Source organism: Pseudomonas sp. B21-040 (assembly GCF_024748695.1).
Classification (GTDB): domain Bacteria; phylum Pseudomonadota; class Gammaproteobacteria; order Pseudomonadales; family Pseudomonadaceae; genus Aquipseudomonas.
Genome location: NZ_CP087176.1, coordinates 6079081 through 6094698 on the forward strand (window position 1 = coordinate 6079081; position 15618 = coordinate 6094698).

Here is a 15618-nt window from a genome sequence, read left to right on the forward strand (position 1 = left end):
GGGCCTATAGCTCAGTTGGTTAGAGCAGAGGACTCATAATCCTTTGGTCCACGGTTCAAGTCCGTGTGGGCCCACCAAACAAAAAAGCCGCGCTAATGCGCGGCTTTTTCGTATGCGACGAGCTGGTTTTCTTTAAGTTGTATGTCGCAGCTATCAGATGACGCCCGCCAAGGTTGTAGGCAACATCTGATTATCTTGTGATGGGCACTTTGCTGCCTTGTTGCGCTTTTGTTCGACGGGATACTCTCCGGACGTCACTGCCAATGCAGTGATCGGGCTTGGAAACCCGTCGAATCAAAACGTAACAGCGCCCCTGATTACGATTGCAGCAGCTTATCTGCAACCTGAGTTATGGCGGCTGTGCGCGGGACGTCTTAGGGCGTGCCGGTTCCTTGATTCCCGGTTTTCCAACCTGCGCACAGCTGCCACCCATTCGCTTGGAAACGAAATTGGCATCTCCTCAAATCAAGGAAGTTGACCATGAACAACCAATCAGAACTAAAAACCATTGGCTTCACTCCGTTCATATACTGCTCGGATCAGGCGTTGTTCAACGTCCGCGCCGGCGTCCCCATCGTTGAAGCATTATCACAAGCCTCCGATCTGCTATTCCTGGCCAAGGCATTTGCCGAGGATGCAACCTACACAAAGGACACCGACCGCCATGCTTGGGCCGCGCACTACCTGACGGCGATGGATAAGGCGTTGATTGATGATGTAGTGAAGGTGCTTACGCCGCGACCTGCGCGGACCGCGACGAAATCCGAGTAACAGCACTCAACAGGATTGTGCCCCGAGTATTCGAGACCTTCAGCTCATCGTCACGAGTGTCGTGACGCATTCGCCGATACGCGACCTGGCACTCACTACTGGCCAATCACTATCAACGTTGTGTATGTTCGCGCCTCATCGTCGAAGGGCACGTTCGACTCAATCGAGACAAAAGGAATTTGCGGATGAAGAAAGCCATTTTTACCAGCCTGTTCACAGCACTGATTGTTGCAGGCAGCCCTGCGATTGCCCAAGCGAAAGCCAGCGTTGCCGATGTTTTTAATGGAAAAATGTTGGGCACTAATCTGCGTCACTTCGAATCGGTTGCCGGCGTCGCACGTGAGAGTTCGGGCGATCATCACTCTTATGAGGTTCAAGGTTGCCAAATTACGGCGACTGCCGGTGGCGGCACAATAAGTGAACTGCGCATGGAGCTTTCGCCGACCTGCCAAGCCGACTTGAAATCCTTCATCGGTGAATCGTTCGCACCGGCCGCCAACAAGCCCCTGACCTTCGGAAACTTTCAACAAGCGGCTGGGGACCTGAATTTCTACGCGGACTGCCTGACCATGTGCGGCAACGCTGCCGATCCGTCGGTTTTTGCGCTATGGGACGGCCCGCGAGCTGTGGACTTCCGTCAGGTGTTGCTGGAAGTTGTGCTGGTCAGCGATCAAGCGCTGAAAGCCTCTAACCAGTGGCAGGCCAGCATGACCAAGGTCAAGGGCGAAGATTTTGTCACCGATACTCGTTTTAACTGTGAGAGAGATTTCGACGCGCAGGCGCAGCAAAGCTTCCAGGCTGTGCAGGTTACCGCGATTACCATCGGCTCCGAACTGCCGACTCCTGGCTGCTGAGCGGCCAAACAGAAAAGCCGCGCTAATGCGCGGCTTTTTCACGCCCGTGATTCAGCCGTCACTTGGGCAATGTCTAGCAATCACATAGCCCCAGTTCGAATATCGACCACAAGCGCCCCGCCGAACGAGTCTGTAACATGCTCAGCCATTGAACCGTGCCACTGGAGCCACCCCTTGCCTGACATCCGCCCGCCCGTGCTTGATGAAATCGACCGCCAATTGATCGCAGCCTTGCAGATCAACGCCCGCGAGAGCGTGGCCATGCTGGCCCGGCAATTGGGCATCGCGCGCACGACCGTCACGTCGCGACTGGCGCGCCTGGAAAAGGCCAAAGTCATCACCGGTTATGGCGTGCGCCTCGGTCAGCGCGTGGTCGATGGCGGATTGCAGGCGTATGTCGGGATTACCGTGCAACCGCGCTCTGGCAAGGAAGTGCTGCGCCGGCTCAGTGCGATGGCTCAGGTTCAGCAGTTGTGTGCGGTAAGTGGCGAATTTGATTATGTGGCGTGGTTGCGTACCGACTCGCCAGAGCAGCTGGATCAATTGCTGGATCAGATCGGCAGTGTGGATGGGGTGGAGAAGACGACGACTTCGATCATTCTGAGCAGCAAGATTGATCGGGGGCAGCCGGTTTGACATTCCAACTCAGGTTTCATGGGCGCCTGAGCTGACGCCATCGCGAGCACGCTCGCGCCTACAGGGGATCGAGTTGTCACTCTGATTCAACGCTACGTCATATTGACCATTAAAATGGCAAATCGACGACATTTTGCGTCTTATTAACGTGTTCTACGCTCACTAGAATGGCTGCCATCTTTTCCTATACTCAGACGCGCATCCCGCGTCGGGTCGCCAGCAAGGTCAGCCATGAACAAGAACAATCGCCATCCTGCAGACGGTAAAAAACCAGTCACCATTTTCGGCCCGGACTTTCCTTTCGCCTTCGACGACTGGATCGAACACCCGGCGGGTCTGGGCAGCATTCCTGCGCACAACCACGGTGCCGAAGTAGCGATTGTCGGTGCTGGTATCGCCGGCTTGGTGGCGGCTTACGAATTGATGAAACTGGGCCTCAAACCCGTCGTCTACGAAGCCTCGAAAATGGGCGGGCGCCTGCGTTCCCAAGCGTTCAATGGCGCTGAAGGCATCATCGCCGAGCTCGGTGGCATGCGTTTTCCGGTCTCGTCCACCGCGTTCTATCACTACGTCGACAAGCTCGGTCTTGAGACCAAACCCTTCCCGAACCCGCTGACACCCGCGTCGGGCAGCACCGTGATCGATCTGGAAGGCAAAACCCATTACGCACAAAAACTGGCAGATCTTCCTGCACTGTTCCAGGAAGTAGCTGACGCCTGGGCCGACGCCCTGGAAGCCGGCTCGCAGTTCTCCGATATCCAGCAAGCGATCCGCGACCGCGACGTGCCACGCCTCAAGGAGCTGTGGAACACCCTCGTCCCGCTGTGGGACGACCGCACCTTCTACGACTTCGTCGCCACCTCCAAAGCGTTCGCCAAGCTGTCGTTCCATCACCGCGAAGTGTTCGGCCAGGTCGGTTTCGGCACCGGCGGCTGGGACTCGGATTTCCCCAACTCTATGCTGGAAATCTTCCGCGTGGTGATGACCAACTGCGACGATCATCAGCACTTGGTGGTCGGTGGGGTGGAACAGGTGCCACAGGGTATCTGGCGCCATGTGCCGGAACGTTGCGTGCACTGGCCTGAAGGCACCAGCCTCAGCTCCCTGCACAACGGAGCACCGCGTACCGGCGTGAAGAAGATTGCCCATGCACCGGGTGGCCGTTTCGCCGTCACCGACAACTGGGGTGATACCCGCGAATACGCCGCGGTGCTGACCACTTGCCAGAGCTGGCTGCTGACCACCCAGATCGAATGCGACGAAAGCCTGTTCTCGCAAAAAATGTGGATGGCGCTGGATCGCACGCGCTACATGCAATCGTCGAAGACGTTCGTGATGGTCGACCGCCCGTTCTGGAAGGACAAGGACCCGGAAACCGGCCGCGACTTGATGAGCATGACGCTCACCGATCGCCTGACCCGTGGCACCTACCTGTTCGATAACGGCGACGATAAGCCGGGGGTGATTTGCCTGTCGTACTCGTGGATGAGCGACGCACTGAAAATGTTGCCGCAGCCGGTGGAAAAACGCGTGAAGCTGGCGCTGGACGCGTTGAAAAAGATCTACCCGAAAGTCGACATCGCAGCGCGCATCATCGGCGATCCGATCACCGTATCCTGGGAAGCCGACCCGCATTTCCTCGGGGCCTTCAAAGGCGCCCTGCCCGGCCACTATCGCTATAACCAGCGCATGTACGCGCATTTCATGCAAGACGAGATGCCAGCCGAGCAACGCGGGATTTTCATCGCTGGCGACGACGTTTCGTGGACGCCGGCCTGGGTTGAAGGCGCGGTGCAGACCTCACTCAACGCGGTGTGGGGCATCATGAAACACTTCGGCGGTGAAACTCACGCCGAGAACCCGGGTCCAGGTGATGTGTTCAACGAGATCGGACCGATCGCCCTGCCCGAGTAAGAGGAATCCGAAATGCGCGTAGCCCTTTACCAATGTCCACCGCTGCCCCTGGACGTCGCCGGCAATCTGCAACGTCTACAGCAATTGGCCCAGGAAGCGAAAGGCGCCGATTTGCTGGTAGTGCCGGAGATGTTCCTGACCGGCTACAACATCGGCGTCGACGCCGTCAGCGTCCTCGCGGAGGTGCACAACGGTGAATCGGCGCAACACATTGCGCGCATTGCCAAGTCTGCCGGGATCGCCATTTTATATGGCTACCCGGAGCGCACCGAAGACGGGCAGATCTACAACGCCGTGCAGTTGATCGACGCCCAGGGCGAGCGGTTGTGCAACTACCGCAAGACTCACTTGTTCGGCGACCTCGATCACTCGATGTTCAGTGCTGGCGAAGATGACTTTCCGGTGATTGAGCTCAATGGCTGGAAGCTGGGCTTCCTGATTTGCTACGACATGGAGTTTCCGGAAAACGCTCGACGCCTGGCGCTGGCCGGTGCCGAGCTGATCCTGGTGCCGACGGCAAACATGATTCCCTTCGACTTCGTCGCCGACGTCACCGTCCGCGCCCGTGCTTTCGAAAACCAGTGCTATGTGGCCTACGCCAATTACTGCGGCCATGAAGGCGACATCCACTACTGCGGCCAGAGCAGCATCGCCGCGCCGGATGGCAGCCGCATCGCCCAGGCTGGCCTCGATGAAGCGCTGATCGTCGGCGAGCTGGATCGGCAGTTGATGACCGACTCTCGCGCCGCCAATCGCTACTTGCTGGACCGCCGTCCCGAGCTTTACGGCGACCTTAACAAGCGCTGAGCCCCTGTAATCCGCTAGCATTAGCGCTTCTCTGTTCTGGAAGTGCTCATGCCTGCGCTGAATCACCCTCGCCCCCACACTGAAACCCTGGCCAACGGCTTGCGGGTGACGCTGCGTCATGCCCCGAATTTGAAGCGCTGCGCGGCGGCACTCCGGGTTGCGGCGGGCAGTCACGATGTGCCGCTGGCCTGGCCCGGCCTGGCGCATTTTCTGGAGCATTTGCTGTTTCTGGGGACTGAGCGCTTTCCTGCGGGCCAAGGGTTGATGGCCTATGTGCAACGTCACGGCGGGCAGGTCAACGCACGAACCAGCGAACGCACGACCGACTTCTTTTTCGAACTGCCGCCTCAGGCATTTCTCGGCGGGCTGGAGCGTCTGTCAGACATGCTCGCCCATCCACGTATGAATCCGGAGGATCAGTTGCGCGAGCGCGAAGTGTTGCAAGCCGAGTTTGTCGCCTGGTCACAGGACGCGGCGGCGCAACGGCAATTGACGCTGCTCGATGGGTTGACGTCGACCCATCCCTTGCGCGGTTTCCATGCCGGAAATCGCGATAGCCTGCCGGTGGAGCTCCCTGAGTTTCAGCAGGCCTTGAAGGATTTTCATCAACGGTTTTATCAGACCGGGCAACTGACACTGAGCCTCGCCGGGCCGCAGAGTCTCGATGAATTACGCGAGATGGCTCAGCGTTTTGGCGCCGAGATTCCCGTCGGGGACAAGGTCGCACAACAAACGCCCGGCGCGCTGATGAACGCATCGCAGAACACTTATCAACAGGCTGGCGAGCGTCGCCTGGATCTTCTGTTCGCGTTCGAAGCATTGCCCGACTCATCGCGTGAAGCGCTGGCCTTTCTGTGTCACTGGCTGAATGCCGCTAAACCTGGCGGTCTGATGTCGACGCTGCAAGAGCAGGGGCTGGCGGACAGCCTGAAAGCCGCGCCGCTGTATCAGTTCGCGGGGCAAGCGTTGCTGCACATTGAACTCGCTACGGCGCAATCGGCGAGTGTGATTCGCCAGAAGCTTCTCGACTGGCTGGGCTTTTTTGCCGCCCATCAAGACTGGACCGACTTGCGCGAAGAATACGCCGCCTTGCTGCAACGCCAGCAGCAAGTCGGCGCTGCCTTGCCATTGGCCCAACGGGACAGCGAGCAGCTCGAAACCGGGCTGTCCGAGCAGGGGGTTGCAGCGCTTAAAGACCTCCTGAAAAAAATCGGCGCTGTGGATAACTTCAGCGGCGCTTGGCAATTGCCGACGCCAAATCCGTTTTTGCGCGACGAAGCACCCACCGCCAATGCCGGGTTGATTCGCGGTCAGACCAGCAAACACCGAGGCCTGCGCACGTTTGCCCAGGACCGTTCGCGCAGTCGTCGTGAAAACTCGCCGATGCAATTCAGTCAGGCCTTGGCGGACAACAGCGATGAAGGGGCGATATTTCTGCGCTGGCGCCTCGATTTCAAACCGCTGCCCAGCCTTCAATCGAGCCTGGAAAATCGCCTGCAGTCATTACGCGAGGATGCGCGTCAGGCCGGCGTCGACTTTTCCTTCACTGCATCGGGCAATGAATGGCTGCTGAAAATGACCGGACTCCAGGAGCCGATGCCGACTGTCCTCGAACACGCGCTGAAAGTGCTGACCGAACCTGAGGTCGTTGCCCCACAAGAACAACCGGCAAGCGCTGCGCTGATACCGATTCGGCAGTTGCTGAAGGCGCTGCCCGACGAGTGTCTTGAGCGCACCGACGACTCAGACGACCTCCAGCAACTCTGGTCGAGCGCGCGCTGGGACGGCCTGGCGGTTGGCCTGTCCACCCAGACACAAGCCGCGATGGGCCTGGCCTTGAGCCGTATTCCCGGCACCGCGGACAATCAACTGACACTGCCGCCCTCGATCAGCGCCCGGCATCTGTGGACGACCGTCGATACCGGCGCCAGCGAGCACGCGTTGCTGCTCTTCTGTCCGACGCCGACTCAGGACATCGCCGATGAAGCGGCCTGGCGTTTGCTCGCGCATCTGGCTCAGACACCGTTCTACCAGCGCCTGCGGGTGGAGTTGCAACTCGGCTATGCGGTGTTCAGCGCCCTGCGACAGATTCATGGGCAAACCGGGATCCTGTTCGGCGTGCAATCGCCCAGCGTTGCGCCGGTGGACTTGCTGGATCATATCCAGGCGTTTCTGAACGGCTTCACTTCGATGATTCAAAGCCTCGACGACGCCACTTTCATCGCTCAGCGCCAGGCCTTGGCCGATCAGTTTGATAGCGCCGCACTGCCCACCGTCCAGGCAACGGAACTACTCTGGCAGAGCAAATTAGCCGGCCATTCGTCGGATTATCTGAAGCAACTGGCCCAGGCCATTTTGACGATTGACCACCGTTCATTGCTGGCTGCGGCACAGCGGCTGAATCAGGCGCAGGGTGGCTGGCGCGCCCTGGCCAGCGCGCCTTGCCCGAACCCGCTTTGGCAAGCGACAAAATGATCATTACCAAGGCTGCAATTAGCTTTCTCACACATTGGCAGCCAATTACTTTGAAATTTTAAGTAACATAGCTACCTAACTATCTGAACATCTCCGACTGGAGGTGGACTATATGTATAGATCTGAACTGTCCCATCACCTGAAGGAATGCTCCCATGTCCTGGTCCAAACCTGCTTACACCGACCTGCGTATCGGCTTTGAAGTCACCATGTACTTCGCAAGCCGCTAATCTTTTTGTAGCGCAGTGCAACGCCTCGGCTCGCCGAGGCGTTTTTATTTTCAGTTTTCGAATGATGGAGCGGCCATGTTTGTCCAGATTCTAGGTTCCGCCGCGGGGGGTGGTTTTCCCCAGTGGAATTGCAATTGCGTGAACTGCGCCGGTTTTCGCAATGGCAGCCTGAACGCCAAGGCGCGAACCCAGTCGTCTATCGCAATTTCCGATGATGGCGTGAACTGGGTGTTGTGCAACGCGTCACCGGACATCCGCGCTCAGCTTCAAAGCTTCGCCCCGTTGCAACCGGGCCGCGCCCTGCGTGATACCGGCATCAGCGCCATCATCCTGATGGACAGCCAGATCGACCACACCACCGGCCTGCTCAGCCTGCGCGAAGGTTGCCCGCATCAGGTCTGGTGTACTGACATGGTCCATGAAGATTTGAGCAGCGGATTCCCGCTGTTTACCATGCTGACCCACTGGAATGGCGGACTGGACTGGAACCCGATCGAACTGGACCGCAGCTTCACCATCGCGGCCTGCCCAAACCTGCGATTCACCCCGTTGCCGCTACGCAGCGCCGCGCCGCCGTATTCGCCGCACCGCTTCGACCCGCACCCCGGCGACAACATCGGTCTGATCGTCGAAGACCTGAACACCGGCGGCAAGCTGTTCTATGCGCCGGGGCTGGGCAAGGTCGACGCGCCGCTGCTGAAGATCATGGCCAGCAGTGATTGCTTGTTGGTGGACGGCACGATGTGGGACGACGACGAAATGCAGCGTCGCGGCGTCGGTACGCGCACCGGACGGGAAATGGGCCACCTGGCGCAGAGCGGCCCCGGCGGCATGCTGGAGGTGCTGAAGCAACTGCCCAAGCAGCGCAAGGTGCTTATTCACATCAACAACACCAACCCGATTCTTGATGAAGACTCGCCGGAGCGTGCCGAGCTGGTTCGTCGGGATGTTGAAGTGGCTTATGACGGCATGAGTATTGTGTTGTAGCGGAGGGCCCCATCGCGAGCAAGCTCAGCTCCTACAAGAGCGTGCTCTGTAGGAGCTGAGCTTGCTCGCGATGGCGATAGTCCAGACACCACAAAATCCACCGGTCATACCCGGAGAACCGCAATGACTGACACCGCAATGACCCCCGCCGAATTCGAGGCCGCCCTGCGCGCCAAAGGCGCCTATTACCATATCCATCACCCCTATCACGTGGCGATGTATGAAGGCCGGGCGACTCGCGAGCAGATCCAGGGCTGGGTTGCCAACCGCTTTTACTATCAGGTGAACATTCCCCTGAAAGACGCCGCGATCCTCGCCAACTGCCCGGATCGCGAGATCCGTCGCGAGTGGATTCAGCGCCTGCTCGACCACGATGGCGCCCCCGGCGAAGACGGTGGCATCGAAGCCTGGCTGCGTCTGGGCCAGGCTGTGGGCCTCGACCCGGATCAACTGCGCTCTCATGAACTGGTGCTGCCCGGCGTACGTTTTGCCGTCGACGCCTACGTCAACTTTGCCCGCAGGGCCAGTTGGCAGGAAGCCGCGAGCAGCTCGCTGACTGAACTGTTCGCGCCGCAGATCCATCAATCGCGCCTGGACAGTTGGCCACAGCATTACCCATGGATCGACCCGGCCGGGTACGAGTATTTCCGCACTCGCCTGGGCCAGGCCCGCCGCGATGTGGAACACGGTCTGGCGATCACCTTGCAGCACTACACCACCCGGGCCGGTCAGGAGCGCATGCTGGAAATTCTCCAGTTCAAACTGGACATCCTTTGGAGCATGCTCGATGCCATGAGCATGGCCTACGAACTGAACCGCCCGCCGTATCACAGCGTGACCGAACAACGGGTCTGGCATAAAGGAATCACCTTATGAGTTTCGATCGCAGCAAGACCCCGACCTGGCGTCCCGGCTACCGTTTCCAGTACGAACCGGCGCAAAAAGGCCATGTGCTGCTGTACCCGGAAGGCATGATCAAGCTCAATGAAAGCGCCGCGCTGATTGGCGGTTTGATCGATGGCGAGCGTGATGTTGCGGCAATCATTGCCGAGCTCGACCTGCAGTTCCCCGGCGTGCCGGAGCTCGGTGACGACATCGAGCAATTCATGGAGGTTGCCCGTGCGCAGCACTGGATCGAACTTGCCTGAGTCGTCGGTGCAAGTACCGCCCACACCCGAAATCGGCCTGCCGCTGTGGCTGCTGGCCGAACTGACCTACCGCTGCCCGTTGCAATGCCCCTACTGCTCCAACCCGCTGGACTTCGCCGAACAAGGCAAGGAGCTGAGCACCGAGCAGTGGATCAAGGTCTTTCGCGAAGCGCGGGAGATGGGTGCGGCGCAGTTGGGCTTTTCCGGTGGCGAACCGCTGGTGCGCCAGGACCTCGCCGAGCTGATCGCCGAGGCACGCAAGTTGGGCTTCTACACCAACCTGATCACCTCCGGCATCGGCCTGACCGAGCAGAAAATCAGCGATTTCAAGAAGGCCGGCCTGGACCATATCCAGATCAGTTTCCAGGCCAGCGATGAGCAAGTGAACAACTTGCTGGCCGGCTCGAAAAAAGCCTTTGCGCAGAAGCTGGAAATGGCCCGCGCGGTGAAAGCCCACGGCTACCCGATGGTGCTGAATTTCGTGACCCATCGGCACAACATCGACAAGATCGACCGGATCATCGAGCTGTGCATCGCCCTGGAGGCGGACTTCGTCGAACTCGCCACCTGCCAGTTTTACGGCTGGGCGCAGCTCAATCGCGTCGGGTTGTTGCCGACCCGGGAACAGCTGGTCCGCGCCGAGCGCATCACCAACGAATACCGCGCCAAGCTGGAAGCCGAAGGGCATCCGTGCAAGCTGATTTTCGTTACGCCGGACTATTACGAAGAACGCCCGAAAGCCTGCATGAATGGCTGGGGCAGCATCTTCCTGACCGTTACCCCGGACGGCACCGCCCTGCCCTGTCACGGCGCCCGACAGCTGCCGGTGCAATTTCCAAACGTGCGCGACCACAGCATGCAACACATCTGGTACGACTCCTTCGGCTTCAACCGCTTTCGCGGTTACAACTGGATGCCCGAGCCGTGCCGTTCCTGCGATGAAAAAGAAAAGGACTTCGGCGGCTGCCGTTGCCAGGCGTTCATGCTCACCGGTGACGCGAGCAACGCCGACCCAGTGTGCAGCAAGTCTCAACATCATGGCGTGATTCTCAAGGCCCGCGAAGAAGCCGAGCACGCGACTCAGACCATCGAACAATTGGCCTTTCGCAATGAACGAAACTCCCGCCTTATCGCAAAAAGCTGAGCCTTTCAGCGCCTCCAGGGCCGTCGCGGCCGCGATCGACTTTGCCGAACTGCAGGTCGGCCAGCACGGTCTGTTCTGGAACGAATACCGGCCCGAAGAAGCCGCTTGCCGGATCTGGCATTGGCGTGACGGCCAGGCGCATTGCCTGACGCCGTCGGGTTTTAGTGTGCGCAGTCGAGTGTACGAATATGGCGGCGGCGGGTTTTGTCTGACCGATGACGGCATCGTTTTCGTCAACGAGGCGGACCAACAGCTGTATCGGCAATCGCTGCAGGGCGAAACACCTGAAGCGTTGACCGCGAGTAAATGCCGCTATGGCGACCTGCAATTCGCCAATGGACAGGTTCTGGCCGTCGAAGAGCACCACGATCAACATCGTCTGGTCGCGATCGATGTGGCTGATGGCGCCCGTCACTTGCTGGCCGAAGGCGCGGACTTCTACGCTGCGCCGACGTTGAGTCCCGACGCTCAGCGGTTGGCGTGGATCGAGTGGAGTCGGCCGGACCAGCCTTGGACTGCAACGCGTCTGATGGTGGCCGAACGTCAGAGCGATGGTGGCTTTGCGCTGCCGCATTGCGTGGCCGGCGACGCCGCTCAGGAGTCGTTGCAACAGCCGCGATTCGATACCAGCGGCCGGCTGTTTTGTCTGACCGACCGTGGCGGATATTGGCAGCCATGGGTCGAGTCTTCAGACGGGTTGAATCCGCTGCCGAGCGCCGCGGCCGATCATGGGCCAGCGCCGTGGCAATTGGGGGGGTGCACTTGGCTCCCGCTGCGCGACAACACTTTTTTGGCGAGCTGGACCGAAGGCGGTTTTGGCCGACTGGGCCTTTGCGGTGACACCCGTGAAGATTTCACCGGTGACTACAGCCGCTTCCGCCATCTCGCACTGGATGAGCAATTCATCTACTGCATCGCCGCCTCACCGATCAGTTCGGCAGCGGTGATCGCCATCGACCGCAGCACCCGGCGTGTCAAGGTACTGGCCGGTGGTGTCACACCCATGCCGGTCGAGCAGATCAGCGTGCCACAAACCCTGCGCTACCCGAGCGGTTCGGGCGAGGCGCACGGGTTCTTCTACCCGGCCACGACCGGGGAGGCGAAACCACCGCTGGTGGTGTTCATCCACGGCGGCCCGACCTCGGCGTGCTACCCGATGCTCGATCCGCGCATCCAGTATTGGGCGCAACGCGGCTTTGCCGTGGCCGACCTCAACTATCGGGGCAGCAGCGGTTACGGCCGGGCATATCGCCAGGCGCTGCATTTGAGTTGGGGCGAGGTGGACGTCGAGGACGCCTGCGCAGTCGTCGCCCACCTCGCCGAACGCGGGTTGATCGACGGCGACAACGCGTTCATTCGCGGTGGCAGCGCTGGCGGTTACACCACCCTGTGTGCCCTGGCGTTCAAGAACGTTTTCCGCGCTGGCGCCAGTCTGTACGGCGTCAGCGATCCCGTGGCATTGGGACGGGCGACTCATAAATTCGAAGGTGATTATCTGGACTGGCTGATCGGTGATCCGGTGCAGGATGCCAAACGCTACGCCGCACGAACGCCGTTGCTGCATGCGAGCAACATCCGTGTACCGATGATTTTCTTTCAGGGTGAACTGGACGCCGTGGTTGTGCCGCAACAGACCCGGGACATGGTCGAGGCACTACAGGACAACGGCATCCTGGTGGAAGCGCATTACTACGCCGACGAGCGCCACGGCTTCCGCAAGGCTGGCAATCAGGCCCATGCCCTGGAACAGGAGTGGTTGTTTTATCGCAGGGTAATCGATCAGGGCGTTTGAGGCCTGGCTCAGCGCTTGGCGATGATGTACACCGCGTGCACAATCCCGGGAATATAACCGCACAAGGTCAGCAGAATGTTCAACCAGAACGCCCCGCCAAATCCGACCTGCAGAAACACACCCAATGGCGGCAACAGAATGGCGATGATGATTCGAATAAAGTCCATGGGGTAGCTCCTGATTTGAATGGGCTCACGCGAGCCATACACCTAATCGACCTGTGTCGTGCGTCAGGGTTCAGTGCACTGATTACCGAGCGCCGACACTTCGCCAGGTTTTGCAGACAAAAAAACGCCCCACGCGAAAGGATCAAACGTGGGGCGATGCGTTATTACCGCGAGACGGTTCTGGTGTTTGTGTGGGACGAGTCTGATCAGACCGCAATCCCTTTTCGGCACTGCAACTGTGCAGTGCGCACCCGGGAGAAGGCGCGGGTCAGGCGCAGGAGCATTTCGTCGATGTTGGCGTTGCTGACGGTGAGGGCCGGGGTGAAGCGCAAACAATCGGGTTGTGGGGCGTCAAGCAGCAAACCTTCGTACAACGCGGCTTTGACGACAGCGTCAGCCGAATCGTCGGACAACGTCAGCCCCCAGAACAGCCCTTGCCCGCGCAATTCGCCGTGGCCATAGCGATGGGACAAAAGCCGCAGTCCTTCGCGCAGATGCTGGCCGGTCTGCGCGACATGCTCGAGAAAACCTTTGTCCTGCACACTGTCGAGCACCGCCAGGCCGGCAGCGGTCATCAGGGCATTGCCATGATGGCTGCCGCTCAGGTCGCCGACGTCAACACAGCACGCCTTGCCCCGTGCCAGCAGCGCCGCCAGTGGCACACCACCACCGAGTCCTTTGCCGAGAACGATGACATCGGCCCGAACGCCGTAGGACTGTTCGGCGAGCAGAGTGCCGCAACGCCCGATGCCCGTTTGTACTTCATCGAGGATCAACAGAATGCCCAGTTCGCGACACAGCCGTTCCACACTCTTGAGGTAATGCTCAGTGGCCGGGATCACGCCCGCATCGTTCTGGATCGGTTCAAGCATGATTGCCACGGTCCGGGCGTCGACCGCCGCGTGCATGGCCGCCAGATCATTGAAGGGAACGTGGTGCACGTCCGACGCCGACATCGTTGCCAGATGACGGCCATGGCAACTGTTGCTGGCAACGATAATGCGCGAGGCACCACCGCGATAACGCTCGCCCCATTTACACGCCAAGGAGATTGCCGCGTCACAGGCTTCGCTGCCACTGTTGAGCAGGTACGCCTGATCGCTGCCAGTCGCGGTGCACAAACGCCCCGCAAGGTTGAGCCGGCCGCGGTTGTGCAGCGCAAAACCGGGGTTGATCAGTGATTGAGCCTGTTGCGAAATCGCCTGAACCAATACCGAAGGACTGTGCCCCAGGCTATTGGTCCCACCACCTTGAGTGAAATCCAGGTAAGCACGATCCTCACTGTCCCATAACCAGGAACCCTGACCACGGACGAAAATCTGTTTCGGCCGCTCGACGCTGGGCATCATGTACTCGCTGGAAGGGTTGTGGTGGTGGGTGGGCTGGAAGGTGTCGACCGCCAAATCATCAAGACTGGGCGGACTACGCCGCAAACTGAACAAATTCATCCGAAAAAACCTCGCTTGAGGTTTTTTGCCTTACCTATGTAAACAGTCTCGCTGCAAACAGAATTCATGGTGCTTTGCGGCCCTGTAAGCCTTGTGAATGCGGTTAGACTAGGCGCAGGCACGGCCTTGAGCCATTTCGATTTTCCAGCATTTTCAATAAGCGTTACTTATGGATTTCAAGCAACTGCGTTATTTCGTCGCGGTCTACGAAGAAGGCCATGTCGGCCGGGCCGCCGAGCGGCTTTCAATCTCCCAGCCGGCGTTATCCCAGCAGATCCGCCACCTCGAACAGAACCTCGATGTGAGCCTGTTTGAACGCAGCAGCAAACGCCTGCTGCCAACCCTGGCCGCCCACACGTTGTACAACCATGCATTGCCTTTACTTGACGGCATGCAACGCGCGCGTGAAGCGTTGGGCAATTTCAAGGGACAGGCGCTGCGCACACTGGCGATTGGCGTGTTGCAGACGGTCCACACCAGTCTGGTGCCGCAAATGCTCGAACGGGTGCGCAAAGCCCAACCGCATCTGGTGGTGCAGATCTACGAACTGACCGGGCTGGAAATCGAGCGACGCCTGCTTAATGGTTCACTGGACATTGGCATCAGTTACCTGCCACCCAGGCAGCCAGGGTTGCATGGGGTGATGCTGTACGAAGACGAACTGACTCTTGTCATTCCCGCTGACCACCCGTTGCGCGAATTCAAGAAAGTCTCCATGAGCCAGGCCGCCGAGTTGCCGATGCTGCTACTGGGAGAAGAGTTTCAGGTGCGACAGATCTGGCAGACGCAGCTCGCCGCCCTAGGAAGGCGCCCGCAGGTGCAGGCCGAACTAAATAACATGGCGGGGATTCTCGACAGCCTGCCACACACCCGACTGGCGACGGTGCTGCCAGGACGTTCGCAAAAGGCACTCGGTAATAACGAGTTGCTGTGGAAACCACTGACCGAGCCACGTGTGTCGCTGAGAGTCGGATTGGTGTGTCGCGATGTACAGCGGCAACAGGCCTCACTGGCCTTGTTACGCACGCTGCTGGAAGAAGTGATGAACGGTCCGGATCAGCGCTTGAATAGCTCGACGACCTTGGACGGACTGAGCTGAGCACTTTTCTGCAGGCAAAAGAAAACCCCGCCGAAGCGGGGCTTTGCAGACTGTTTCCCTGACATCCATTTCACTCCGCCGTCCTGGCAGAATCCTACGTGTCCGTGTTGTTGCTTTGCGCTTCCTGCGCGACGTCCATGTGAAGT

At 59.4% G+C, this 15618-nt stretch carries 15 protein-coding genes and 1 tRNA gene; 14 read left to right on the forward strand and 2 right to left on the reverse strand.

Features of this window, described 5'->3' with window-relative positions; genetic code table 11:
- From LOY55_RS27905 to LOY55_RS27965, 13 genes are all read left to right on the forward strand, one after another.
- Nucleotides 1–77: transfer RNA gene (locus LOY55_RS27905), tRNA-Ile, on the forward strand.
- A 403-nt stretch (nt 78–480) separates the two neighbouring features.
- Entirely contained in the window at nt 481–771 is a 291-nt protein-coding gene (locus LOY55_RS27910; protein WP_258667138.1) for a DUF3077 domain-containing protein, read from the forward strand.
- A gap of 185 nt (nt 772–956) precedes the next feature.
- Nucleotides 957–1625, forward strand: a complete 669-nt coding sequence (locus tag LOY55_RS27915; protein WP_046029957.1) for a hypothetical protein — start codon at nt 957–959, stop codon at nt 1623–1625.
- A gap of 174 nt (nt 1626–1799) precedes the next feature.
- A complete protein-coding gene (locus LOY55_RS27920) occupies nt 1800–2261 on the forward strand; it encodes an Lrp/AsnC family transcriptional regulator (RefSeq protein ID WP_046029956.1) in 462 nt (153 codons plus the stop codon).
- 231 nt (nt 2262–2492) lie between these two features.
- Entirely contained in the window at nt 2493–4175 is a 1683-nt protein-coding gene (locus LOY55_RS27925; protein WP_046029954.1) for an NAD(P)/FAD-dependent oxidoreductase, read from the forward strand.
- Nucleotides 4176–4187: 12 nt separating this feature from the next.
- Nucleotides 4188–4982: a carbon-nitrogen hydrolase family protein gene (locus LOY55_RS27930; RefSeq protein ID WP_046029952.1), complete on the forward strand. Its 795-nt coding sequence runs from the start codon at nt 4188–4190 to the stop codon at nt 4980–4982.
- Between the two features lie 48 nt (nt 4983–5030).
- Nucleotides 5031–7457, forward strand: coding sequence for a pyrroloquinoline quinone biosynthesis protein PqqF (gene pqqF, locus LOY55_RS27935; protein ID WP_223522848.1), 2427 nt, complete (start codon nt 5031–5033; stop codon nt 7455–7457).
- Nucleotides 7458–7612: 155 nt separating this feature from the next.
- Complete coding sequence (gene pqqA / locus LOY55_RS27940) at nt 7613–7687, forward strand: pyrroloquinoline quinone precursor peptide PqqA (protein WP_009045898.1); 75 nt, start codon at nt 7613–7615, stop codon at nt 7685–7687.
- Nucleotides 7688–7762: 75 nt separating this feature from the next.
- Nucleotides 7763–8674 carry a pyrroloquinoline quinone biosynthesis protein PqqB gene (gene pqqB, locus LOY55_RS27945; protein WP_046029950.1) on the forward strand — a complete coding sequence of 304 codons (912 nt, stop codon included), beginning with the start codon at nt 7763–7765 and terminating at the stop codon, nt 8672–8674.
- Between the two features lie 123 nt (nt 8675–8797).
- Complete coding sequence (gene pqqC, locus LOY55_RS27950; RefSeq protein ID WP_109785560.1) at nt 8798–9550, forward strand: pyrroloquinoline-quinone synthase PqqC; 753 nt, start codon at nt 8798–8800, stop codon at nt 9548–9550.
- Complete coding sequence (pqqD, locus tag LOY55_RS27955; protein ID WP_077431161.1) at nt 9547–9822, forward strand: pyrroloquinoline quinone biosynthesis peptide chaperone PqqD; 276 nt, start codon at nt 9547–9549, stop codon at nt 9820–9822. The genes pqqC and pqqD overlap by 4 nt, the downstream gene beginning before the upstream one ends.
- A 7-nt stretch (nt 9823–9829) precedes the next feature.
- Nucleotides 9830–10966, forward strand: a complete 1137-nt coding sequence (pqqE, locus tag LOY55_RS27960; protein WP_408981008.1) for a pyrroloquinoline quinone biosynthesis protein PqqE — start codon at nt 9830–9832, stop codon at nt 10964–10966.
- Entirely contained in the window at nt 10932–12758 is a 1827-nt protein-coding gene (locus LOY55_RS27965) for a S9 family peptidase (protein WP_109785562.1), read from the forward strand. Before pqqE ends, LOY55_RS27965 begins: the two co-directional genes overlap by 35 nt.
- Nucleotides 12759–12766: 8 nt before the next feature.
- Here LOY55_RS27965 and LOY55_RS27970 read toward each other — a convergent pair whose 3' ends face one another.
- Together LOY55_RS27970 and LOY55_RS27975 are read right to left on the reverse strand one after the other, a co-directional pair.
- Complete coding sequence (locus LOY55_RS27970) at nt 12767–12925, reverse strand: YqaE/Pmp3 family membrane protein (RefSeq protein WP_003228885.1); 159 nt, start codon at nt 12923–12925, stop codon at nt 12767–12769.
- Nucleotides 12926–13131: 206 nt separating this feature from the next.
- On the reverse strand, nt 13132–14373 hold the full coding sequence (locus LOY55_RS27975; RefSeq protein ID WP_223522849.1) for an aspartate aminotransferase family protein: 1242 nt from the start codon (nt 14371–14373) through the stop codon (nt 13132–13134).
- A gap of 169 nt (nt 14374–14542) precedes the next feature.
- On the opposite strand from LOY55_RS27975, the gene LOY55_RS27980 reads away from it, so the two are divergent.
- Entirely contained in the window at nt 14543–15472 is a 930-nt protein-coding gene (locus tag LOY55_RS27980; protein WP_223522851.1) for a LysR family transcriptional regulator, read from the forward strand.
- Nucleotides 15473–15618: the final 146 nt, after the last annotated feature.

Coding starts and splice junctions, on each gene's coding strand:
- pqqF (WP_223522848.1), top strand. CDS start 5,031: ATGCCTGCGCTGAATCACCCTCGCCCCCACACTGAAACCCTGGCCAAC.
- LOY55_RS27925 (WP_046029954.1), top strand. CDS start 2,493: ATGAACAAGAACAATCGCCATCCTGCAGACGGTAAAAAACCAGTCACC.
- LOY55_RS27975 (WP_223522849.1), bottom strand. CDS start 14,373: ATGAATTTGTTCAGTTTGCGGCGTAGTCCGCCCAGTCTTGATGATTTG.
- LOY55_RS27980 (WP_223522851.1), top strand. CDS start 14,543: ATGGATTTCAAGCAACTGCGTTATTTCGTCGCGGTCTACGAAGAAGGC.
- LOY55_RS27965 (WP_109785562.1), top strand. CDS start 10,932: ATGAACGAAACTCCCGCCTTATCGCAAAAAGCTGAGCCTTTCAGCGCC.
- LOY55_RS27915 (WP_046029957.1), top strand. CDS start 957: ATGAAGAAAGCCATTTTTACCAGCCTGTTCACAGCACTGATTGTTGCA.
- LOY55_RS27910 (WP_258667138.1), top strand. CDS start 481: ATGAACAACCAATCAGAACTAAAAACCATTGGCTTCACTCCGTTCATA.
- pqqC (WP_109785560.1), top strand. CDS start 8,798: ATGACTGACACCGCAATGACCCCCGCCGAATTCGAGGCCGCCCTGCGC.
- pqqB (WP_046029950.1), top strand. CDS start 7,763: ATGTTTGTCCAGATTCTAGGTTCCGCCGCGGGGGGTGGTTTTCCCCAG.
- LOY55_RS27930 (WP_046029952.1), top strand. CDS start 4,188: ATGCGCGTAGCCCTTTACCAATGTCCACCGCTGCCCCTGGACGTCGCC.
- pqqD (WP_077431161.1), top strand. CDS start 9,547: ATGAGTTTCGATCGCAGCAAGACCCCGACCTGGCGTCCCGGCTACCGT.
- LOY55_RS27970 (WP_003228885.1), bottom strand. CDS start 12,925: ATGGACTTTATTCGAATCATCATCGCCATTCTGTTGCCGCCATTGGGT.